Origin of the sequence: Corynebacterium suranareeae (assembly GCF_002355155.1) — a bacterium.
Classification (GTDB): Bacteria; Actinomycetota; Actinomycetes; order Mycobacteriales; family Mycobacteriaceae; genus Corynebacterium; species Corynebacterium suranareeae.
This window is the reverse complement of record NZ_AP017369.1, coordinates 1,326,932-1,348,573: the sequence shown is the minus strand read 5'-3', so window position 1 is coordinate 1,348,573 and position 21,642 is coordinate 1,326,932. Positions and strand designations below refer to the sequence as shown.

The 21,642-nt window shown below is 51.5% G+C and carries 17 protein-coding genes; 7 read left to right on the top strand and 10 right to left on the bottom strand.

Annotated features, from left to right (window positions below; all coding sequences use genetic code 11):
* From cydB to cydC, 3 genes are read left to right on the top strand one after another with little or no spacing between them, the layout of a single operon-like run.
* The gene (cydB, locus tag N24_RS06440; RefSeq protein ID WP_096455356.1) at positions 1 to 1,002 is read left to right on the top strand and encodes a cytochrome d ubiquinol oxidase subunit II; all 1,002 of its coding nucleotides are present in this window, start codon (positions 1 to 3) and stop codon (positions 1,000 to 1,002) included.
* A complete protein-coding gene (locus N24_RS06435; protein ID WP_167382049.1) occupies positions 1,003 to 2,523 on the top strand; it encodes an ABC transporter ATP-binding protein/permease in 1,521 nt (506 codons plus the stop codon).
* A complete protein-coding gene (gene cydC / locus N24_RS06430; RefSeq protein WP_096455354.1) occupies positions 2,520 to 4,076 on the top strand; it encodes a thiol reductant ABC exporter subunit CydC in 1,557 nt (518 codons plus the stop codon). Before N24_RS06435 ends, cydC begins: the two co-directional genes overlap by 4 nt.
* Before the next feature lie 384 nt (positions 4,077 to 4,460).
* Here cydC and N24_RS06425 read toward each other — a convergent pair whose 3' ends face one another.
* The gene (locus N24_RS06425; protein ID WP_167382167.1) at positions 4,461 to 5,954 is read right to left on the bottom strand and encodes a condensation domain-containing protein; all 1,494 of its coding nucleotides are present in this window, start codon (positions 5,952 to 5,954) and stop codon (positions 4,461 to 4,463) included.
* 205 nt (positions 5,955 to 6,159) lie between these two features.
* Here N24_RS06425 and N24_RS06420 point away from each other — a divergent pair, with 205 nt between their 5' ends.
* Positions 6,160 to 6,954, top strand: coding sequence for an alpha/beta fold hydrolase (locus N24_RS06420; protein ID WP_096455350.1), 795 nt, complete (start codon positions 6,160 to 6,162; stop codon positions 6,952 to 6,954).
* On the opposite strand, the gene N24_RS06415 is transcribed toward N24_RS06420, so the two are convergent.
* The 5 genes from N24_RS06415 to N24_RS06395 form a co-directional block, all read right to left on the bottom strand.
* The gene (locus tag N24_RS06415; protein WP_096455348.1) at positions 6,951 to 7,724 is read right to left on the bottom strand and encodes a hypothetical protein; all 774 of its coding nucleotides are present in this window, start codon (positions 7,722 to 7,724) and stop codon (positions 6,951 to 6,953) included. The two genes, N24_RS06420 and N24_RS06415, sit on opposite strands and share 4 nt — an antisense overlap.
* Positions 7,725 to 7,841: 117 nt before the next feature.
* On the bottom strand, positions 7,842 to 8,738 hold the full coding sequence (locus N24_RS06410; RefSeq protein WP_096455346.1) for a patatin-like phospholipase family protein: 897 nt from the start codon (positions 8,736 to 8,738) through the stop codon (positions 7,842 to 7,844).
* A 17-nt stretch (positions 8,739 to 8,755) separates the two neighbouring features.
* Positions 8,756 to 9,085, bottom strand: a complete 330-nt coding sequence (locus N24_RS06405; RefSeq protein ID WP_096455344.1) for a hypothetical protein — start codon at positions 9,083 to 9,085, stop codon at positions 8,756 to 8,758.
* Positions 9,086 to 9,128: 43 nt separating this feature from the next.
* The gene (locus tag N24_RS06400) at positions 9,129 to 10,541 is read right to left on the bottom strand and encodes an NAD(P)-binding domain-containing protein (RefSeq protein ID WP_096455342.1); all 1,413 of its coding nucleotides are present in this window, start codon (positions 10,539 to 10,541) and stop codon (positions 9,129 to 9,131) included.
* A 966-nt stretch (positions 10,542 to 11,507) separates the two neighbouring features.
* A complete protein-coding gene (locus N24_RS06395; protein WP_096455340.1) occupies positions 11,508 to 11,855 on the bottom strand; it encodes a hypothetical protein in 348 nt (115 codons plus the stop codon).
* Between the two features lie 598 nt (positions 11,856 to 12,453).
* Between N24_RS06395 and metE the strand changes: the two genes are divergently transcribed.
* Positions 12,454 to 14,691, top strand: a complete 2,238-nt coding sequence (gene metE / locus N24_RS06390) for a 5-methyltetrahydropteroyltriglutamate--homocysteine S-methyltransferase (protein ID WP_096455338.1) — start codon at positions 12,454 to 12,456, stop codon at positions 14,689 to 14,691.
* Here the strand turns inward: metE and N24_RS06385 are convergent.
* Complete coding sequence (locus N24_RS06385; protein WP_096455336.1) at positions 14,684 to 16,033, bottom strand: DHA2 family efflux MFS transporter permease subunit; 1,350 nt, start codon at positions 16,031 to 16,033, stop codon at positions 14,684 to 14,686. The genes metE and N24_RS06385 overlap by 8 nt on opposite strands.
* A complete protein-coding gene (locus N24_RS06380) occupies positions 16,034 to 17,251 on the bottom strand; it encodes an MFS transporter (RefSeq protein WP_096455334.1) in 1,218 nt (405 codons plus the stop codon).
* A gap of 112 nt (positions 17,252 to 17,363) precedes the next feature.
* Here N24_RS06380 and N24_RS06375 point away from each other — a divergent pair, with 112 nt between their 5' ends.
* Positions 17,364 to 17,873: a hypothetical protein gene (locus N24_RS06375; protein WP_096455332.1), complete on the top strand. Its 510-nt coding sequence runs from the start codon at positions 17,364 to 17,366 to the stop codon at positions 17,871 to 17,873.
* 54 nt (positions 17,874 to 17,927) lie between these two features.
* Here the strand turns inward: N24_RS06375 and N24_RS06370 are convergent, their stop codons facing one another.
* Both N24_RS06370 and N24_RS06365 read right to left on the bottom strand, forming a co-directional pair.
* Positions 17,928 to 18,767 carry a hypothetical protein gene (locus tag N24_RS06370; RefSeq protein ID WP_096455330.1) on the bottom strand — a complete coding sequence of 280 codons (840 nt, stop codon included), beginning with the start codon at positions 18,765 to 18,767 and terminating at the stop codon, positions 17,928 to 17,930.
* A gap of 144 nt (positions 18,768 to 18,911) precedes the next feature.
* A complete protein-coding gene (locus N24_RS06365; RefSeq protein ID WP_167382166.1) occupies positions 18,912 to 20,549 on the bottom strand; it encodes a carboxylesterase/lipase family protein in 1,638 nt (545 codons plus the stop codon).
* Positions 20,550 to 20,807: 258 nt separating this feature from the next.
* On the opposite strand from N24_RS06365, the gene N24_RS06360 reads away from it, so the two are divergent.
* Positions 20,808 to 21,632, top strand: a complete 825-nt coding sequence (locus tag N24_RS06360) for a shikimate 5-dehydrogenase (protein ID WP_096455328.1) — start codon at positions 20,808 to 20,810, stop codon at positions 21,630 to 21,632.
* The last annotated feature ends 10 nt before the right edge of the window (positions 21,633 to 21,642 follow it).

The window sequence follows — 21,642 nt, the reverse complement described above, 5'->3', positions numbered from 1 at the left end:
ATGGATCTCAATACCTTTTGGTTTGTTCTCATCGCGTTTTTGTTTGCGGGGTATTTTCTCCTCGAAGGCTTTGATTTCGGCGTAGGAATTTTGGCGCCCATCATCGGTAAAGATTCAGCGGCTAAGAACACGGTGATTCGCACCATCGGACCTGTGTGGGATGGCAATGAGGTGTGGCTGATTGTGGCAGGTGGCGCACTGTTTGCTGCGTTCCCGGAGTGGTACGCAACGATGTTTTCTGGAATGTATCTGCCACTATTCTTAGTGCTAGTTTCCTTAATTGTCCGAGTAGTTGGCCTTGAATGGCGCAAGAAAGTTGATGATCCTCGGTGGCAAAAGTGGTCCGACCGAGCGATCTTCGTAGGATCGTGGGTTCCACCGCTGATGTGGGGACTAATCTTTGCCAATATTTTGCGGGGTATGCCAATTAAGGCGGATCACACCATTGATGCTGCCTCTGCACTGCCAAGCCTGTTCAACGGCTTTGCCATTCTGGGCGCACTCGCTTTTACTGCCTTGTTCGCGCTTCATGGTCTTGCGTTTATCCGGCTTAAAACTGCTGGTCGGGTACGCACCGATGCAGCTAAAACAGCTCCAGTGGTAGCACTTTTAGCAGCGGTTACCGGTGGTCCTTTCGTGTTGTGGGCAGCTATTTCCTATGGCCGGTCCTGGTCCTGGATCTTAGGCGTGCTGATTATCGCAGCGGTTCTTAGCGGGGCTTTTGCGCTGATTAAAAACCGTGATGGGTTAAGCTTCCTGTCCACGTCCATCGCTGTCATCGGTGTGGTTGTTCTACTCTTTAGTTCACTTTTCCCCAATGTCATGCCCACTACTCTGACTGATGGGGTTAGCCTGGATATTTGGAATGCTTCCGCAAGTCCTTATGCCCTCAATATTTTGACCTGGACTGCAGCTGTAATCGCACCGCTTGTTGTCCTGTACCAGGGCTGGACCTATTGGGTATTCCGCAAACGCCTGCACGCTGAACCGGTAGCAGCATAAATGAGTACACCTCAAACAAAAGGTCCTGTTGATCCACGACTATTGCGCCTGTCCCCTGCGACTCGGCGTTGGATCTTCCTTGCTGGTATTCTCACCGCGCTAAAAACACTTTCGACGGTAGCAATGGGCTTGCTCATCGGGCAGATGACAGCTGGCATCATTGAGACCCCGGGAAGTTCCTTGCCCCGCACAGAACTCATCGCGCTTGCCATCGCGGTAGGTGCGCGTGGAGTGCTTGCATGGGCTCAGGATCGATTCGCGGAGCGAGCATCAACCCAAGTGACGGTAGATTTACGCGAGAAAACGCTGCGCCACCTAGCGCACAGCGACCCGCGCACCATCGATCAGGCATTGTGGCGGACTCGTTTGACCTCCGGCCTTGATGGTTTAGGCCCCTATCTCACGGGATTTTTTCCAGCTCTAGCTGCCACCATCATTGCCACCCCTGTGATGCTGGCAGTAGTTGGTTGGTTAGATGTTGGATCGATGATCATCGCGATTATCACTCTGCCACTAATTCCTGTGTTCATGTGGCTAGTGGGAACACTCACCGCCGGACGCACGGAACAGCGTCTCCATGACTTGGCAGTTTTATCAGGTCAACTCCTAGACCTCATCGCCGGCCTGCCCACGCTGCGTGCTTTTAGACGCCACCAAGACATGGCCACTCAGGTAAAACGTTTATCATCCCAGCATGCAAGCTCCACGATGAGCGTGCTCAAGATCGCGTTTCTATCGAGCTTCGTGTTGGAATTTTTAGCCACATTATCGGTGGCTTTAGTAGCAGTTGGCATTGGATTTCGCTTGCTCTCGGGCGATCTCACCCTCGCCATCGGCCTGACTGTTTTGGTCATCATCCCGGAAGTCTACGCACCAATCCGTGACGTAGGCACCCGCTTCCACGACGCCCAAGACGGCCTGGTTGCCACCGATGAGGTTCTAAAATTACTCAGTACCCCGTTGCTTATCGACGCGCCCTCCACCCTAAACCGCCGCAGCCTTGCTGGCGGGCTGGAGGTGAGCGTCGAAAAGCTTCGTGCCGAAGGTCGCGACGGCCCGCGCCCTGCTGATTTGTCGTTTATCGCCTCACCTGGGCAGTTGACTGTGCTGTGGGGGCCAAACGGTAGCGGAAAATCCACGGCATTGTTGGCGGTGTTGGGTTTGGCAACGGAAGGCATTTCGGGTGAGATTTCCGTCAAAGATGCCTCTGGCCAGGAGTTTAAGGACAGTTCGTTGTGGGAGCATTGCACATATTTGCCCCAGCGACCAGTCATTGATCCAGAAAGTGTCAGTGACTACGCGGAGCTCTCACTTGGTCAGCGCCAACGGCTGGCCTTGAAACGCGAGCTTGGCGCGACGTTGCTCTTGCTGGACGAACCCACGGCACACCTGGATCCAGAAAACGCCGCGATCATGATCAAACAATTGCAGGAAGAAGCACGCCAGGGCACCACAGTTTTGGCAGTGTCGCATGATCCTTTGCTGCGTGCGGCTGCCGATAAGGTGGTGGAGGTGAAATGAATAGTCTGGTCAAGCTTCGTTTCCGGGAACTGATTCCTGCCGTTGTTGCAGGTAGCGTGACCATGATCGCCTCAATCACGCTCACTGTAGTTTCGGCATGGCTGATTACCAAAGCGTGGGAAATGCCACCAGTGATGGACCTGACGGTGGCAGTAACTGCAGTGCGCGCCCTAGGTATTAGCCGTGCGGTGTTTCGTTATATTGAAAGAATTATCTCCCATGATTTAGCACTGAAAGCAGCGAGCCGTGCCCGATCAAGTGCATATCAACGCCTGGCATCATCACCGAATTCCACTCTGACAATGCGCCGCGGTGAACTGCTTAGCCGCCTTGGAGCAGATATTGATTCCGTTTCCGATGTCATCGTGCGCGCCATCATTCCTGCCGGAGTTGCCCTGCTTACTGGACTGTGCGCGGTGATCTTCACAGCAATTCTCAGCCCCACAACAGCACTTGTGTTGGCAGTTGGTTTAATAGCAGCAGCGATTATCCCTCCCCTACTTGCAGCTAGAGGCATTAAAGTAGCCGAAGCCCGGCGCGCTGAATCCAGTGAAGCATATTTGAGCTCCTTGGATTTGGTGCTCTCTAATCAAGCTGCGCTGCGTGTCCGAGGTGAAATGCCAGATGCTTTATCCAAGGCAAATGCAGCTGCACGTTCTTATTCTTCTAGCTTGGAGGCTGGAGCAAAAGACACTGCGATTAGTGCAGCGAGTTCCTTGTGGATTCATGGCTTCACCGTCATCGGGGTGCTCATGGTTGCGGGGTCTCTTTATGCTGATGGTGGACATTCACCACAGTGGTTTGCAGTGTTGGTGTTGCTGGCACTTTCAGCTTTCGAAGCCGTATCGGTCCTTCCAAATGCAGCCATTGCTCGCACTCGCGCAGCAGATGCCTCAAGAAGGCTTTCAGAAATCTCGGATTTGCCAGAGGCTGCGCCTGTTGAGTTGACTGCCGTATCCAATGAGCCTGTTTTACGTGCTGAGAACTTAAGTTATGGTTGGGACAGCGATCTGGGCACGTGCGATCTAGAGCTTCCCTTTGGTGCTCGTCATGAAATTATCGCGCCATCCGGCTCTGGCAAAACCACTTTGTTGCTTACACTTGCAGGGCTTTTGGAACCTCGAAATGGCTGTGTCCTCATCGACGACAAAAGGTCCGACCGTGTGAAAAATGCCGTGCTGTTTAGCCCCGAAGACGCCCACATCTTTGCCACCACAGTGCGGGACAACCTGGCACTTGGCGCACCAAATGCAACAGATGAAGATATGTTATCGATCCTGGTAGACGTTGGTTTAGCTGAATGGGTTGAAGGGCTACCGGATGGTCTTGGCACCGTGCTTGATTCAGGTGCAGGTAGCCTTTCTGGGGGCCAGCGCCGGCGACTGCTTCTTGCCCGCGCATTACTCAGTGACGCGCCAATTCTGCTTCTCGACGAACCCACCGAGCACCTCGACGCATCCGGCTCCTCTGAAATTCTGTCGATGCTCGCCTCCGATGAGCTTCCAGGCGAACGAGCGCAGCGAACTGTGGTGATTGTGAGGCACCTGCGGTGATTAGGATCGTTCGATCTTGGAGAATCAGGTAAGGGGGTGGGCTGGGTTCATCGACTCATCACAAAGCAACCCTGAAGGGAATGAATGTGCGAATATTCGTTCCCTTTTCCGAACTCGCCAGCGATCTTGATTGAATTTTTGCAATAAGAGAGGCTATCCATGCAAATATTCGTTCGAACTTTAAGGCTCGCCGCCGGACCGGAACGAAAATTTGATCAGCGAACCTTCAGGTTTCACATTTTGCCCATTGGCCTCAAAATTAACAGCCTCTAGGGGCACGTCTAAGAGGTCAAACACCCCCTGCCTACACAAACACCCATCCGACAAACTTCAACCTCTTAAATCGCCTCCTACAGCCAAGTGGATTGTTCACTTCAAAACCAACTACCCCACAACCTCCTCAATTTTCACCCCACGTGCACGCCCGTGCTCCACAGCCCAGGTTCGCAACTTTTCATCCAGATCGGTAGCGCGATATTCAGGGACAATAAACGGCCCCTCAATGAGAAGTTGCAGCGCACCGCCGCGGGAAAAGTCTGGAACAATAGTCAACTGCATCGCAGCCACCACCCGACCACGCACATTCCGGACCACTGCTAAAAAATGCGATGACTCATAAGTAAGCAGATCGAAAGCCTGCTCAAGTTCACAAAGGTCTGCCAATCCCCCAGCAAACAGTAATGCAACCTCAGCGATATCAGCACGGGTGCCATGCCTCAACGTCAATTGCTCCCCACCAACCCGCAAGTTCACAGTTGATGCTTCGGCACGCATTCGAGCAACAATCGCATCAATCCAGCAGCCCACATTCTCCCGCGCCTCCACAGAATCGGGGTATCGGCAACGAAGGTGCGCACCCGATCGATCCAAAATGAACCACAACATCACACCATCAGTGCGAAGTGATGCACTCACATACTGGGCTTGAAGGCCGATATCATCAATACTTACCGGCAATCGACGCAGGTCAAGCCAAGAAATTGCAAACATTCCTGGCGTTTCCGGCATGCCTCCCCACGGTTCAAGCACCTCCGCCAAAGGGTAGCTCCCCAAAGAAACAGCCTCACGAACAGCCTGTGCTGCAGTATGCGGATCAGCATCGGCAACCTCGAGGACAGAGTTAGTGATAAACCAGCCCACGCTGTCATGCCAACGTTGGTCAAAACGGCTATGTACCGGAAATACCGCGCGCAGCGGTAGCTTACCCAAAGATGCAGTGACTTCAGCCATGACAGAAATAGTCAAGGCCAGAGAGCTTACCCGTTTCGCTCGAGCACGTGCCGAGTAAATTGCCAGACCATTGACCCCGAAGATATCACGGACTTCAACTCTTTCAGGCATGGAGATGGCATCACCAAGTGGCAACGGAAACCGTGGCATTTTCCCACCACCGGCTTCCAAAATTTCACGCCACCGCTGATGAATCTGCGATGGTGCCGGTGGCGCAGCTAAGAGTTCAGCAGTATGCGATTCAAAAGCCAACGGCGGATCGGCGGGCAATTCCATATCCAGGGCAGCCAATAAATCACGCACAATTACTAGCATGGACCACATATCCACATGCGAATGATCACTGCCAATAATCACGGTGGGTCGCGGATGTGCATCAATAATGCACAAGCAATGCGAAGGCCGAGAATACGGTGAACATTGCCTATTCAACACCGCTCGCAGCGTCTCATTAATACTTTCGCCAGGTAAAACAGGGTGTTCTACCCATTTTCCAGCACTAATTTCAATGCGGTGCTGCTGCACTTCTCCATCCATACCGGTACTAAAAACGGTACGCAAAGTACCGTGGCGCTCAATTACTTTCAGCCATGCACGCTCCAATTCCCCACAGCTCACAACTTTTGGCATGGAAACACTAATCGCCATCCAACTCCCCGGACGTTCCCCTGCCCCCACATGTCGTTGCTGGTCAAACGATACTGGCACGGCCTCCCCCGGCGGCGACACCTCGAGGTGATAGCTGCTCAACGTGCCAAACGGAAGGTTTAATTGGTCTACATGTGTCAGTCTCATGGCTTTATAATAGACCTAGTATCTATAGATTGATAGAAAATATTTGAGGAAACATCCAATGCCCACTCCCCTCCAACACGGCACTTTCCCCGTCCCCGGCGCGCAACTATCCACCTCGTTCAGCGACGAACACGGCCACGCAGTCGTCCAACTCCACGGCCTCACTTCATCGCGACAACGCGACCGCCTCCTCGACCTCGATCTCGGCCGCGGACTGTCCGGCACACGCCTTTTGCGTTACGACGCCCGCGGCCACGGCACCTCCACCGGCCGCGCTGCCTCCACCGATTATCAGTGGGACACCCTAGCGGGTGATCTTTTAATGCTTCTCGACGCCCACTTCCCCCACGAACAAGTCCACGGCGTCGGCCCCTCCATGGGTTGCGCCACCCTGCTTAAAGCAGCTGTATTAAACCCCGACCGCTTCAGTGGATTCACTCTCATGCTCCCACCAACCGCCTGGGATTCCCGAAAAGCCCAAGCCGCAGAGTATCTTTCTTTTGCAACATTTTTAGAAACCCACGGCATGGACGCCTTCCTCAACGCTGAGAAACTTCACGCCCAACCACCAGCAACAATTGGAACTCCCGACACTGTCCCCGATATTTCTACCGAACTACTCCCGTGGGCTTACCGGGGTGCAGCGCTTAGCGATCTCCCCTCAAAAGAGGAGATCGCTAACATCTCCGTTCCCACCACGATCTTAAGCTGGACAGATGATCCCGGACACCCCGTATCCACCGCCATTGAACTCACCCGATTGATGCCGAACGCTCAATTGCGCATCGCCACTACTCCAGCAGAAGTCGCCCGGTGGCCACAGCATCTACGCGATGACCTGCGATTGGACTAGCTACTGCCAAATGAACTGCTGAAGCCACCTCCGCCATTTCCGTTACCACCGTTGCCATTCCCACCACTACCGTTGTCGCCACCGTTTCCGCCATTGCCACCGCCATTACTCGGCACGCCGGTAATACAGCTTTCAAACGGAACTGAATAAACATCAACCAGGTTTTCATGGTCAGCGATGCTTGGTTCAAGCACTGTCAACACGCTGTCCTTGATCGGCTGGCCATTGTAGGTTTTTGCGTCAAAGTTGAAGCCGTAGTTTCCGGGGAAGCCATCGACAATATCAATCCAATGTTGCGCATTGATTTTTGTGAGGTGGAAGGTTCCAATGTAAATGGACTTCTGTGCATTCAAAGAGGCAACCAACAAAGGCGACATTGATGCGCCCACGAGCATCGACATCAATTCATTTTGAGTAAAGTCAGCCGCTACTCCCAGCTCAAGGTACTTCTGGAACTTTGTTTGAGCAGGAGCAGTAAGCTTTTCTGATTCAAATTTGTTGGTTGCAACCAACTGCGATGCAACCTCTGAAACCACAAGGTCTAAGCCACCCTCAATCTGTGGGAACAGCGCATTAAGCCGTTTAAGGGAACCTTGTTCAGGATCTGCTGCAGCGGCAACTACATCGTTGAAGTCCTGATTGGTGAGGGTGAATTTACACATATTGTCATCGATGATCTCAACTGTTGCGGCAGAGGCAGTCGGTGCAACAAATGCACTCACAGTTAGTGCAGACGTTAATACAGCAGCGCCGAGTCGAAGTAGTTTCACGTTGCAGCCCCCTTAGCTTTAAATGCTTTAAGTGTTAGCAATCACCCTACTGAGGAAAAGCTGCAACGCACCGATTCTTAACAACTATTTACAGACTTATCAGATACACCTGGCGGTTTACGCACCCCCGTTAAGGAAGTGCATGATTTCCGGCCAATCTTTACGGGTTTGCTGCATGCCTGCGTCGAAAGATGCACGGAGTTTCTTTAGATTAATTTCGGTGTTTTGGATGTTCATGTTGTCTGCGAAAAACACATAGGCATTGCCTTGTTTTTCTAGGTCAAGGATCTGTTGCTTGACTGAGTTATACAGTGCAGGGCGCGCGATGGTGAGATCGGCGATTGAGGGGAAGCGTCGTAAAGCAGCTTTTATAAAACCCGGGCGACCGATCTCCTTGCGCCAATAATCGCGCGGGCGGGAGGCTACGACCAAAAAGCGGGTGAAGCCCGCATCGATTGCCGGCTGCAACATCAAACCGCCGGTCTCCCCGACCGCGCCATCGACATAGGGGTGGCCATCGATGTAAGTGATCGGCATAAAACCAGGCATGGTCGACGACGCGCGGACGCGTTTCATCAAAGACGTCAGATCCTGGGTGTCTTCCCTACCCCAAAAAACGGTCTCACCAGTATCGGCGCGCACGGCGGAAAGTTGGAAAGGAGTGGGATCATTGGCAAAGGTATCAAAATCAAAAGGATACTGCTGATCCGGCTGCGTGGAAGTTTCATAAATATCCACCGCATTGAAATAACCGCGCCCACGCACCAGAGGCTGAATGCCTGAAAACCGGCGATCGGCTGCAAACTCCACAAAACTCGACACCGTACGAAAACGATCCGCCGACAAATAATTCACGGTATGCGACGCGCCAGCCGAAACTCCCCCAACCCATCCGAAATGAATATTGTTGGCAATCAACTGATCAATCAACGCAGCGGTATAAGAATTTCGGGTACCACCGCCCTCAATGATCAAAGCAACATCATCAAAATTCTGGGCGGGAATCAAAGACATGCGATCAAGCCTAGTCCTTATTCAACTTCTCGTGGGCGCCACATCGCACGCACTCGACGATTGTGCTGACGTACCATCATGCCTGACGGAAAACCGCCGACAACCAGTAATAACAGCGACCACACACCGAAAAGAGTTTGAGCCAAAGCCGCAGCCACAACCAAAAAGAAAAAGCTGGCAGCACGAAGCAGATAAACCAAAAATTGGCCGTGACGTTCAAAATTGATCTCACGGCCAATAAAATGCGGAATCAAACCATAAGGTTCAAGCATGCTCCAACGAGCGGTTGCAGTAGCTGCCAGAACAGTCCCCACAATGAGGAACACGACACTCGCAATGATTGTCATGCGCTAATTCTGACAGCACACCGCTTACTGAAGCAACAGGAATTTAGGCTTTGTCGCGTACTTTTTTACCACGGTAAACCTGGCGGGCATCATCTTCAGCTGGTTCGCTTAAGTAACGCTCCAACGAGTCATCCAACTCAATCATCCACGGAGTATGGTGCTCCACAGATGTGGTTCCAGTCATTACTGATGTGTAGGTGTAATCGCGGTAGTTGAGGATATCCTCCTCCTTCGACTTCACCCACCCCTTCAAAATCTTTGCGACTTCCTTCAGATCAAACGAAGGGTAATCCGTCTGGTTAATCAGGTCCTCGACGTAGTCACACTGGAAATCAATCTGATCATTTTCAGACTTCAGGCCCTCAAAACGAGACAGCCACTGATCCATGTGGTTACGCTGCGCTTCCTTCGATGGAAGAGCAATGCGCCCCAAGATGACATCACGGACATACCACGCCTGCGCATCAAACATATTGAACGTCAGCCACTGATCTTGGGAACCCAACCAAAATAGCTGGTTATTAGCCTCAGACACCACACCGCGATACAGAGTATCCGGGTAGAGATTATTCGGGGAACTCAACGTCAGCTCAGATGGCATGAATGGGTAATGGTGTAAATAGCCAGTACAGAACACCACGATGTCGACCTTGCGCTTTTCACCGTTGACAAAGTGAACCTCGGAGCCATCGAAACGCTCAACCAAAGGAAGCTCAGTCATCTCCTCTGGCCATTCATACCCCATCGGCTTTGAACGATAAGAAAAAGTCACCGAACGGGCACCCATCTTATAAGCCTGAGTACCGATATCTTCTGCAGAATAACTTGCACCAATCAGCAAAATATCCTTATCAGCAACACTTTCTGCACCACGGAATTCATGAGCATGCATGATCTGACCTGGGAAAGTCTCTACACCCTCAAAGTGTGGAACATTTGGGAAACTGAAGTGACCTGCACCAACAATGACGTTGTCATAAGTATCACTGCTAGTCTCACCGGTGCGAAGATTTTCTACCGTGACGGTAAACAGCTGGGAGTTCTCATCAAAACTCACCCAGCGAACAACATGCGCGAACTTAATGTATTTTTCTACATTAGACTTCTTTGCACGGCCTGCAATGTAATCCCACAGAACTTCACGTGGAGGGTAGGAAGAAATCGGCTTTCCAAAGTGCTCATCAAAACTGTACTCAGCAAATTCCAGCACTTCCTTCGGCCCGTTTGACCACAAGTTCCGGTACATACTCGAGTGCACTGGCTCACCATAAGAATCAGTGCCGGTACGCCACGAGTAATTCCACTGGCCGCCCCATGTGTCTTGCTTTTCAAAACACACCAGCTCAGGATTCTCTTGTCCCTGCTTTTCTGCCGATTCAAAAGCTCTTAACTGGGCAATGCCACTTGGGCCTGCACCAATAATCGCAACCCGCTTCTTCTTCACAACCATCTCCATGAATGCCTCCTAAACCCATCCGCAAAAGGCGGCCTTCACTTAAAAACACGGCAGGGCAAAATCGCAACGGCGCATACCGAAGCGTGCCACGTGGACCGTGCACAAAAAGATCAACATCCTCCACCCGAAAGTGCCTGGGACTCACCTTTCACGGCGGGCTTCCCTGGTGTGGGGCCTCACTCGAAAAAGGGATTCACCATGAATCAACCTCGGTGCGCTACCTGGATGGCGGCGTACTCGGACAACAAAACATACGAAAACTCCAAGCCTATTCAGCCTGAAGTCCATAAAGAACCATAGCAGATTAATTCAGGGGTGGCTAGTTTTTAATATTTAGCACCTATTAACTGAAATTTCCCATGGCAAGAAAAAGCTGGTTATTAGTGCTATTCACCTGTACCGCCCGGAAATTAAATAAGTTTTAGTTTTTTATTGGTAACTTACCAATTTCTACACACAGATCCAATGGACGGCCTGAGATAGGTCAAGCTAGTGGCGAGATTGATGCAGCTCATACCGGAACTAAACTTGCTCATATAACGTACCCTTGCACGGACCAGACACAGTGAACCCGCCTCCTCACAAAATCGAATTTTGGGCGCTCTGGTTTGTTCGGGCTGAAATTTTCCCCTCGGCCCCTAAAAGTCCCACCTCCCTAGAAGAACGTGTGAGAGGTTTTAAAGATCTCGCGTTTACACACATTTGAAAAATTCAACCCCTTTAAACAGGTGACAAATGCGTCAAGATCAGTTTCCTTCGTTCAAGAACACACGACCGATGAAGGTACACAATTGAACCTGATCGCTGCCGTACATTCGACAACAAGATTTCCCGATTTTGACCACCTTTTGCCAATATCTTGTTGTCTTATGCACACACCACGCGACCAAATCTCACCCACAAACAGCAAAAACCGCCTCCCACCCAGAGTCAAGGGGCAGAAAGCGGTCGATCACATGCGTGAAACTAGACCAGAGGTGAAGAATCCTCGTAGAAGTCTGCAACGGTAACAGAGTCCCACAGTTGTTGAACCTGCTTGTTGTGCTTGTGCACCATCATTAGTGATGGGAAGTATCCGAATGGGATGAGCAGTACAGCCCATACTCCGAAGAATGATGCTGCCATGGAGGCGGAAAGCATCAGTGGGAAAAAGGCCACGAACCGTAGGGAGTACGGCACGAAGTCGTCTTCGTTTGGCAGCCCGATGAGGTAGGAAATTCGTCCGAATGGCTCGCTGGCACTGAAGAGCGCAGCGGCAGCATTCGCCAACATTGCGCCAACGAGGAGGAAAACAACGCTTGCAATGATTATCACGTCTCCTAGATTGGCATGTTCTTTAAGTACTTTCAATTATTTTTCGACGTGATTTGAAGTCACTTTCCCTAAACTGTGACCTACCACCCAACCCCTGATGGGTGTAACCACGCGTCACGGCGTTGCATTTTGCAAAACCGCAGGTAAAGCAGATTTCAGCAAAAATGGCGGGGGTGAATTGAGCCCCTCTAAGTCAAACGAACTTGACTATGATCTTGCACACCTTTAAGCGCGACCCCCTCCTCCACATACACTCACAAGCCCGCAATGACACCGTGAATTTAATTCCCCGGGACTCCTTGACAGACCAAGCAGTCTAGGGTTGGGTGGAACACGCAATCGGTTCACTTTTAATCCTCTCCCTGGAGCCCCGGATGATGAGGAACGCTAGACCTTCGCAAAGACTTCGCTAGTAGATCTCTCGCAAGGAAATTAAGCGTTAAGTGGGACGACCTCGATTACTAAAAGGCGAGGAAACCCCCGGGGCAGCTTTCTGCTCACCCGGTGTTTTCACGAACCTTAAAACATCGTCAGAAGATTGCCGTGCGTCCTAGCCGGGATCCGCACGTTCGGCTCAAGCAGAAAGTCTTTAACTCACATGACTTCCAACTTTTCTTCCACTGTCGCTGGTCTTCCTCGTATTGGAGCAAAGCGTGAACTAAAATTCGCGCTCGAAGGCTACTGGAATGGATCAATTGAAGGTCGCGAATTAGCGCAGACCGCCCGCCAATTGGTCAACACTGCATCGGATTCTTTGTCTGGATTGGATTCCGTTCCGTTTGCAGGACGTTCCTACTACGACGCTATGCTCGACACTGCCGCTATTTTGGGTGTGCTGCCTGCACGTTTTGATGACATCGCTGATCATGAAAACGATGGTCTCCCACTGTGGATTGATCGCTATTTCGCAGCTGCCCGCGGTACTGAGAACCTTCCTGCACAGGCCATGACCAAGTGGTTTGATACTAACTACCACTACCTTGTGCCTGAGTTGTCTGCAGATACTCGTTTTGTTTTGGATGCTTCCGCGTTGATTGAGGATCTTCGCTGCCAGCAGGTTCGTGGCGTTAATGCTCGCCCTGTACTGGTTGGTCCGTTGACGTTCCTTTCTCTTGCTCGCACCACTGATGGTTCAAATCCTTTGGATCATTTGCCTGCGCTGTTTGAGGTGTACGAGCGCCTCATTAAGTCTTTCGATACTGAGTGGGTTCAGATCGATGAGCCCGCGCTGGTTACTGATGTTGCTCCTGAGGTTTTGGAGCAGGTCCGCGCTGGTTACACCACGTTGGCTAAGCGCGGCGGCGTTTTTGTCAACACCTACTTCGGCTCTGGTGACCAGGCGCTGAACACGCTTGCAGGCATTGGACTGGGCGCCATCGGCGTAGACTTGGTCACCCACGGCGTTACTGAGCTTGCTGCATGGAAGGGTGAGGAGCTGCTGGTTGCGGGCATCGTTGATGGCCGTAATGTGTGGCGCACCGATCTATGCGCCGCCCTGGCATCTTTGAAGCGCCTGGCTGCTCGCGGTCCAATCGCGGTGTCTACTTCTTGCTCCCTGCTGCATGTTCCTTACACCCTAGAGGCTGAAAACATTGAGCCTGAGGTCCGCGAGTGGCTCGCGTTTGGCTCGGAGAAAATCGCCGAAGTCAAGCTGCTTGCCGACGCCCTAGCCGGCAACATCGACGCGGCTGCGTTCGATGCGGCGTCCGTAGCGATTGCTTCTCGACGCACCTCCCCACGCACCGCCCCCATCACGCAGGAACTTCCTGGCCGTAGCCGCGGTTCCTTTGATACCCGCGTTGCATTGCAGGAAAAGGCTTTGGAGCTCCCAGCTTTGCCTACCACCACGATTGGTTCCTTCCCTCAGACCCCATCGATTCGTTCTGCTCGCGCACGTCTGCGTAAAGGTGGCATCACCGTCGATCAGTACGAGGACGCGATGCGTGAAGAGATCGATCTTGTCATCGCCAAGCAGGAAGAACTTGGCCTTGATGTATTGGTCCACGGCGAGCCAGAGCGCAACGACATGGTTCAGTACTTCTCTGAGCTTTTAGATGGCTTCCTCTCCACCACCAACGGCTGGGTTCAAAGCTACGGTTCACGCTGTGTTCGTCCTCCAGTGCTGTTCGGAAACGTTTCCCGCCCAGCACCAATGACCGTCAAATGGTTCCAGTACGCACAAAGCAAGACCCAAAAGCACGTCAAGGGCATGCTCACCGGACCAGTCACCATCCTTGCATGGTCATTTGTTCGCGATGATCAGCCACTTTCTACCACCGCTGACCAGGTTGCGTTGGCACTTCGTGAAGAAATCGCTGATCTGATTGAGGCTGGAGCAAAGATCATTCAGGTTGACGAACCGGCAATTCGTGAGTTGTTGCCGCTTCGCGACGTCGATAAGCCTGCCTACCTACAGTGGTCCGTGGATTCTTTCCGCCTAGCGACTGCCGGTGCGCCCGACGACGTTCAAATCCACACCCACATGTGCTACTCCGAGTTCAACGAAGTGATCAACTCGGTCATCGCGTTGGACGCCGATGTCACCACCATCGAAGCAGCACGCTCCGACATGCAAGTTCTTGCCGCGCTGAAGTCTTCCGGCTTCGAGCTCGGTGTCGGACCTGGCGTATGGGACATCCACTCCCCTCGCATTCCAACCGCCGAAGAAGTAGACAGTCTTCTCGAGGCTGCGCTTCAGTCCGTTGATCCTCGCCAGCTCTGGGTCAACCCAGACTGCGGTCTCAAGACCCGCGGATGGCCAGAAGTGGAAGCATCGGTGACCGTTCTGGTTGATTCCGCAAAGAAGGCACGTGAGAAAATCGGAGCAACTATCTAAATTGGGTCACTGCTAAAAACCCAAAGATTAAGGGCACGAGTGTCACAAGGATTGCCACACCCATGGCAACCCCGAATGACACCGTGCCCACTCCTATTTGCATCACAGCACCCAATGTAGCTGCTCCTAAAACAGCACCGACCTGGCGGGATGTGTTGTAAAAACCAGATGCTGAACCGACCAAGTCCTGGGGCACATCACGAAGTGCGATGGCCGAGTTCGGAGCAAAACTCATCGCGTTGGAACTGCCGAACAAAACAATCGGGATCAAAAGCCACCACGGCGAGAGGTTAGCGATCATGAAAGCAGCCATCAGCGCCATGGAGAAAATCAGCGCCCCAAAGCCGAACTTAGAGATCATTCCTGGCGCGAGCCGATCCACCAACCGGCCAACGATCGGTGACATCACTACAGAAATAATGCCCATCGGAACTAACATCAATCCCGCAAGCTGCGACGGCATCCCCTGTGCCGTTTGTAAATAAAGCATGATGGGCAAATTGACGGAATACACCGTAAACCCGAGGCTAAAAATAGAAAACGCACCGATGGAGAAATTCCGCGTTTTAAAAAGCCTCAACGGCATCAACGGCGCCTTGGATCTGGTTTGCATCCATATAAATAGCACCGCTGCAACCACACCAACGGCTAGGGAAATCCAAATCAGTATTCCCCAACCAAGCTCGGGCCCTTGCTGTAATGCAAGCACAACTCCCAGCACAGCCACTAGAGATACCGCACCTGAAAGCCAATCAATTCTCGATGTGCCCGTGGGAAGCCTTGGCACATAGCGTGCCACCATAAACACAGAGATCAACCCGAGTGGAACATATACCAAAAACACAGCCCGCCAACTGATCCAGCCGACTAAAACACCACCAATGACTGGGCCAAAAAGCCCTGCCGATGAGGCAACAGCACTCCACACACCAGTTGCAGCACCCCGGCGATCATGGGCAAAAATTCGGTGAATAATGCTTAAGGGTTGAGGGTTCAACAAAGAGCCACCCAACCCTTGCACTGCACGTGCTGCAATCAACCACTCAATACTTGGGGCAAACACGCAAGCCAAAGCAGCAAGAGTAAACACAGCCATGCCCACTAAATAGATATTTCGCTGCCCGTACCGGTCACCTAACCTGCCGGTGATCAATAACGGGACAGCGAAAGTAAGCAAATAAACAGCTGATACCCACACCGCTTGGTTCAGGCTTGCGCCTAAGTCTTCTTGAATCCTTGGCAATGCAACTGCCACCAAAGACTGATCAAGAAGCGTTAAAAACAACCCAACGCTTAAAGCGCCTAGAGCCTTCCATGCCCTGGACTCCGTTACTACTGGCATTTACACGCGCTCGACTTTCGCGGTAGGAAGCGTTTCTCTACCGAAAATCCATGCACATGCAGCCAAAATGCTGATGACACCACACAAGATGAATCCAATATCGAAGCCCAGCTGCTGTGCAATCACACCCACGACAATTGGGCCGACAATGGCACCAAAATCCTGGGCCATTTGGAAATTAGCCAACACTTTTCCACCTGGGCGTGAATCAATTACATCCGCAAGGACCGCCTGTTGGCTGGGGTTAAGCAGTCCTGCTCCTGCACCGGCTAGGGCTGAAACAGCAATAAGAACCCACATGTGTTCACTAAAACCAATCATTGCCGTAAAAATCGCATTAACAATCAGTCCCGTGATGATCATCGGTTTTCTACCAATTCGATCTGATAGATCCCCTGAAAACTGCAAACACAATGCATTTCCCGCAGCAAAAGCGGCCATCGCAAATCCTGCTACCGCACCGCCATTGCTAAAAACAGCAGCTGCAAACAGAGGCAATGTTGCCACACGCACACCGAAATTGGACCAGCCATTAGCAAAAGCACCAACCAACGCCGAGCGATACGCCGAATCTTTAAATGCCTCACCAAAACGTAACGGCGGTACATCCTGGCTTTCAGACTTACGAAGCGAATCATTGATGTTCGGCATGCGCCACCACACCACTAGTGCTGCAAGCCCTACAGAAGCACCATAAATTGCAAAAGGCCACCGCATTCCCAAACCAGAAAGTGCGGCACCAACAACAGGACCAATAATATTGCCAAACAAAAATGCACTGGCGTATACCGAAGAACACCGACCACGGATTTCAACCGGCGACATCTTAACAATCAAGCCCATCGCCGACACCGTAAACATCGTCGAGCCGATGCCTGCAATACCTCGAAGAGCCAAAATCTGCCAATACTCCTGTGCCAAGGCGACAAGACCCGTGGTGATTGCGACTGTGAGCAAACCAGTTAAATAAACACGACGCGAGCCGATCTTATCGATCAAACTTCCCGACATCGGAGCAAACACCAACCGCGCACCGGCAAAGATAGATACCACGGCACTGGCGGCTGCAAAACTTACATCAAAACCAACGACAAACTGAGGCAAAATCGGCGCAATCAAGCCGTAGCCCAGCGCAATAATAAAGGCGGCAACAACCAACACCCAGATTTGTTCTGGGATTTTAGGTTTAGCCTCTGATTCTATTTTTTGAGTTAACATTTCGCACCCAAGGCTAGCCCTCCGCCAATTTTATATCTAGCTGACCAGGATCAACTACAATTTTAGAACATACTATCGAACAGTGTCGCCTCTATGTTCTACACTTCCTAACATGATCAAACACCGAAACCGCCTAATCTCTTCCATCTACTCCGCAAGCCACCCCGCAAGCCGCTATGCAGCTCACTTCACAAGCGTTTTCCCCGAGGCACTATTAGACATTCAATCGATGTTGCGCCACCCTCGATCGCTTGCACGAGACATACCAACTTGGCGTCCCCCAAGCATGGCTCTGCCCTCACCACCTGGTGGAGACCCCCTCACACTAACCTTGTCTCGCCACCGCGCTGGTCCGGCTGCACGCCGAATCGTCCATGAGTTTGGTGAGCAACGTGAGCCTGCTTATCTAATCACCATCCGCATCACCAGCCCTGAGGGTTTCAAAGTCTCTTCCCGTATCGCTGAAGGGTGGATCCGCGCGATCCTCCACGGCCCACACAACAGCACCGTCCATCAGCTCACCGATGAGCCTACCCCGACGTTTTGCTGGCTTATCGACGCCCACTTTGATCCAGTACGATCCCCCGCCGCCCTTTTTGAGTATTCCAAAAACGCTGCTTAGACGTGCAAAAGCCCTGGATCGCTGCGATCCAGGGCTGAAGAAAACAGTTACTTCTTAATCGTCACTGCCATCAGTGTCGTCAGCATCGTCTTCCTCATCGTCCTCGCCAAAATCATCAAAGTCATCGTCGGAGTCGTCTGAATCTTCATCTGAGTCATCAACAAACAAGTCATAAACATCTGGCTCGTCGAATTCCTCATCGTCAAAAGGAACAAGTTGAGTTTCCCAGTCTTCTGCCTGATCATCAGCGAGGGATAAAATATCGAAAAGTCGATCAAAATCAGTGAAAGTACCTAAATCGAGGACTTCATCAGTGACAAACTCCAGTTCAGAAGTTAGATCAGCAAACATGCGTTGGCGATCCTCATCTGAAAGAACAGCGTCACCATCGGATTCCCACAGCTCTTCAATTGCCTGATCGACCAAATCCTCAAAGGACTCCCCGATTGCAATGAAGTTCACCGTGGCAGTGGGGATGCCATCTTCAACCTCAACCAAAACCTGAAGTTCGGAGTTCTGGCCAACCTCGGCACGAACCAAATTTGCGTTCACTGCATCCTGATAAAACTCCAAATCCTGGATACGTTCATCAGTCCCCTCAAGGAGATCACGCAACACAGTCACCACCTGGTCAGTGGCAACATGCTTGGCAACAGCCGCGACAGCATCCTCGACAGAGAACACCACCGAAACTAAAACTGCCTCGAATTCTTCATCATCTTCATCAACATTGGCTGCAGCGATATACACATTTGCTGCAGGTAGGAGGGAATCGATCTCCACGAACTGGATTTCCAAGTCAGAGGTGATCGGAACGAACATTGTGTCGCCGTTTACGCGAGACTCAATACCATCACTATCAAGTCCAGCCGCGATGTCCTCAAAAAAGCTCATGTTCTGATGACCTTCCATCTGGTTTGTGCTGGGGACGTCCCCTCAGACACTGCCGACAAGCCTAGCGTCCACAAGCAATTTACGCCTAGATTTTCACCGCATCTGAGGCATAAAGTACAGATCACTTAAAAATCTTTAGCTTGTTTATCTACTTCCAAAGAACTGCATGAGGCCCAGCCACTTTAATTGAGCCTCCTCTTCTGTTTCTTCAGGTTCAATAAAATCAAGCTCATTGACTAGATCAGGGCGTCCTGTTCCCCATTCCAGCATGTTGTAGTTTTCCCACGCGGCGCGTTTGTCCTGGCGTGGATCCCATGCAATCCTGGAGTTGGTATCGATAACAAAAGTTGCGCGCCCAGGTTCATTGTCATTGCGTCCACGGTATGGTTTCCACTCTGCACCGGGGCGTCCGTAATAAATAAATTGCTGCCAATGGTGTTGCACGAGTTCTGTGACTTGATCTAGATGATCCATCCCTCCGGCGATTTTGGCCAAGTTCATTGATCGTGAGGATTCATGATCCCCAAAAACGGCATTGAGTTCAAAGGAATGGATGGCACCTAGTCCAAGTTTGCGCATCGATTGTGGTGCGTAATCGAATCGGTACATCCATGTATCTTCGTGGTGGGCGTGCGACTGAGCTAGCCTTACCGAAGGCGCCCAGAACAATGCATCTGCTAAAAGCTCTGAAAAATCAGTTCGCGCTTCACCACCGCCGTAGGCACTTACTACTCTTTCTGCGTTATCTGGATCAAAAACAGACAGCATCCTTAAGGCAGAGCGCCTGCGTGCAGAGCTTCTCAAATAAAATGCCTTGGAAAAGGATGTCTCTCCATCATTCGTACCAATGATGAAAGGCACACGGTGCTGTCGGCCTTGTTCAAAAACAGTCAGTGGATGATCCGGCAACAATGAGCCATCCACAGTTGGGCCATAACAGGAGTTGAGCTGGAGTAATTCACCAGAACGCCACATCATGGATTGCCCGGCGCGTACTAAATCATCGGCTGGTTCTTGGCGGAGTTCATCCAAGGTGGTTTCCCTGGGTAATGCCATTCGGTAGATCAGTTCGCGTGCCCAAAATTTTGCTTGAGTTGATGAGTGAATGGAAATCACTGGGGCTGATTGGGCGATTGCGCGGTGGAATAAGCCGGCGGCTGCAGGCACACACATAAGTGTTACTACTGCGGCGGCTCCTGCGGATTCTCCCATGAGCGTGACGTTGCCTGCGTCTCCACCAAAAGCTTCAATATTTCGTTTTACCCATTGGAGGGCAAGGAGTTGATCATGAAGGGCTGGGTTTGCCACACAGTCTTCTCCGACGGTACGTAAATCCAAATAGCCTAAAGCCCCTAGTCGGAAGTTGACTGATACATAAACCACGTTCATGTTTTTCACGAGGTTGTATCCGCGCAAGGCTTTTTCGCTTGACGACCCCATGATGTAGGAACCACCATGAAGATATACAACGACGGGTAGTTGTTCATCGGTATCTGGGCGAACGATATCTAGATTGAGGCAGTCTTCTGAGCCACGGATTTTATCGGTCCAGGAATAGGTTGGCTGGGAAGCTACCTCACCAAACATGGAACAATCACGTACCCCGTCCCACTTCTTTGCAGGTCTTGGTGCACGGAAGCGGTATTTTCCACCGGTGTTTCGGCCATAGGGAATTCCGCGCCATGTTTTAAGGCCGGGGCCTTTGACTCCCTTGACAAATCCTGCGGTAGTGGGAACAACCATCTCATCCGCCAACACCGAGCCCGCCGCACTGTTGGCCATGTGCGGTGAGGTCCTCGGAGTCCACGTAGAACCGTTCATATATCCCAGGCTATGCACGAACCCGATGTCGGGCAACGCTTATCAATTTTCCTAAAGACAACTGTTAAAAGTAAACACCCCCGCTTCCAGCCATTAAAGATCCGTAGCCAACTAATTAGGCTGGGTTTTTAGAGCAATTACTAATGCTTACCAAGCAATATCCCACATAACCGGGCACTTGTCCCAACTTTTGCTTCAGATAAGTATAAAATCGCTTCCATGGTCAATGAGGTTAAAAAGGTCAACTACGTCGACAGAGAAACAACCCTATGTATTTCTCTTGCAGCTCGCCCATCTAATCACGGTGTTCGGTTCCACAACTGGCTGTACGCCGAGCTTGGTTTGAACTACCTGTACAAGGCGGTTGCTCCAGCAGATATCACTGCGGCTGTGGCGGGTATCCGTGGCCTAAATATTCGAGGCGCTGGTGTCTCCATGCCTTATAAAGGTGATGTTATCCCTTTGATTGATGAGCTGGATCCTTCGGCGGAACGCATCCGGTCGGTTAACACCATCGTGAATAACGATGGTCATTTGGTTGGATACAACACTGATTACACCGCTGTGTATCATCTGCTTGAAGAACACCGTGTGGATCCAAATGCGCCCGTAGCTATCAAGGGTTCCGGCGGAATGGCCAACGCTGTTGTTGCTGCTTTGGCTGATTATGGGCTGCATGGAACTGTGGTTGCTCGAAACCACACCACTGGCTCTGCATTGGCATCTAGGTATGGATGGGAATACTCCGCGACGGTCCCAGAAGATGCAAAAATTTTGGTCAATGTTACGCCAATGGGAATGAATGGACCCGATGAAGACGTTGTATCTTTTGGTGAGGATGAAATAGACCGCGCCGACGTAATCTTTGACTGCGTAGCTCTCCCTGTCGAGACCCCACTGATCAAATTGGCCAAAGCAAAGGGCAAGCACACCATCGACGGCGGTGAAGTCGCCGCACTTCAGGCAGCAGAGCAGTTCCATCTTTATACCGGAGTTCTTCCAACCAACGAGCAGATCATTGCTGCAGAGGAGTTCTCCAAGTAATCCACTCCCC

Excerpts from the sequence above, each read along its gene's own strand:
- cydC (WP_096455354.1), top strand. The coding sequence starts at position 2,520 with ATGAATAGTCTGGTCAAGCTTCGTTTCCGGGAACTGATTCCTGCCGTT.
- N24_RS06400 (WP_096455342.1), bottom strand. The coding sequence starts at position 10,541 with ATGGAGATGGTTGTGAAGAAGAAGCGGGTTGCGATTATTGGTGCAGGC.
- N24_RS06375 (WP_096455332.1), top strand. The coding sequence starts at position 17,364 with ATGATCAAACACCGAAACCGCCTAATCTCTTCCATCTACTCCGCAAGC.
- metE (WP_096455338.1), top strand. The coding sequence starts at position 12,454 with ATGACTTCCAACTTTTCTTCCACTGTCGCTGGTCTTCCTCGTATTGGA.
- N24_RS06410 (WP_096455346.1), bottom strand. The coding sequence starts at position 8,738 with ATGTCTTTGATTCCCGCCCAGAATTTTGATGATGTTGCTTTGATCATT.
- N24_RS06365 (WP_167382166.1), bottom strand. The coding sequence starts at position 20,549 with ATGGCCAACAGTGCGGCGGGCTCGGTGTTGGCGGATGAGATGGTTGTT.
- N24_RS06425 (WP_167382167.1), bottom strand. The coding sequence starts at position 5,954 with ATGGCGATTAGTGTTTCCATGCCAAAAGTTGTGAGCTGTGGGGAATTG.
- N24_RS06405 (WP_096455344.1), bottom strand. The coding sequence starts at position 9,085 with ATGACAATCATTGCGAGTGTCGTGTTCCTCATTGTGGGGACTGTTCTG.
- N24_RS06360 (WP_096455328.1), top strand. The coding sequence starts at position 20,808 with ATGGTCAATGAGGTTAAAAAGGTCAACTACGTCGACAGAGAAACAACC.
- N24_RS06420 (WP_096455350.1), top strand. The coding sequence starts at position 6,160 with ATGCCCACTCCCCTCCAACACGGCACTTTCCCCGTCCCCGGCGCGCAA.
- N24_RS06380 (WP_096455334.1), bottom strand. The coding sequence starts at position 17,251 with ATGTTAACTCAAAAAATAGAATCAGAGGCTAAACCTAAAATCCCAGAA.
- N24_RS06370 (WP_096455330.1), bottom strand. The coding sequence starts at position 18,767 with ATGAGCTTTTTTGAGGACATCGCGGCTGGACTTGATAGTGATGGTATT.
- N24_RS06385 (WP_096455336.1), bottom strand. The coding sequence starts at position 16,033 with ATGCCAGTAGTAACGGAGTCCAGGGCATGGAAGGCTCTAGGCGCTTTA.
- cydB (WP_096455356.1), top strand. The coding sequence starts at position 1 with ATGGATCTCAATACCTTTTGGTTTGTTCTCATCGCGTTTTTGTTTGCG.
- N24_RS06435 (WP_167382049.1), top strand. The coding sequence starts at position 1,003 with ATGAGTACACCTCAAACAAAAGGTCCTGTTGATCCACGACTATTGCGC.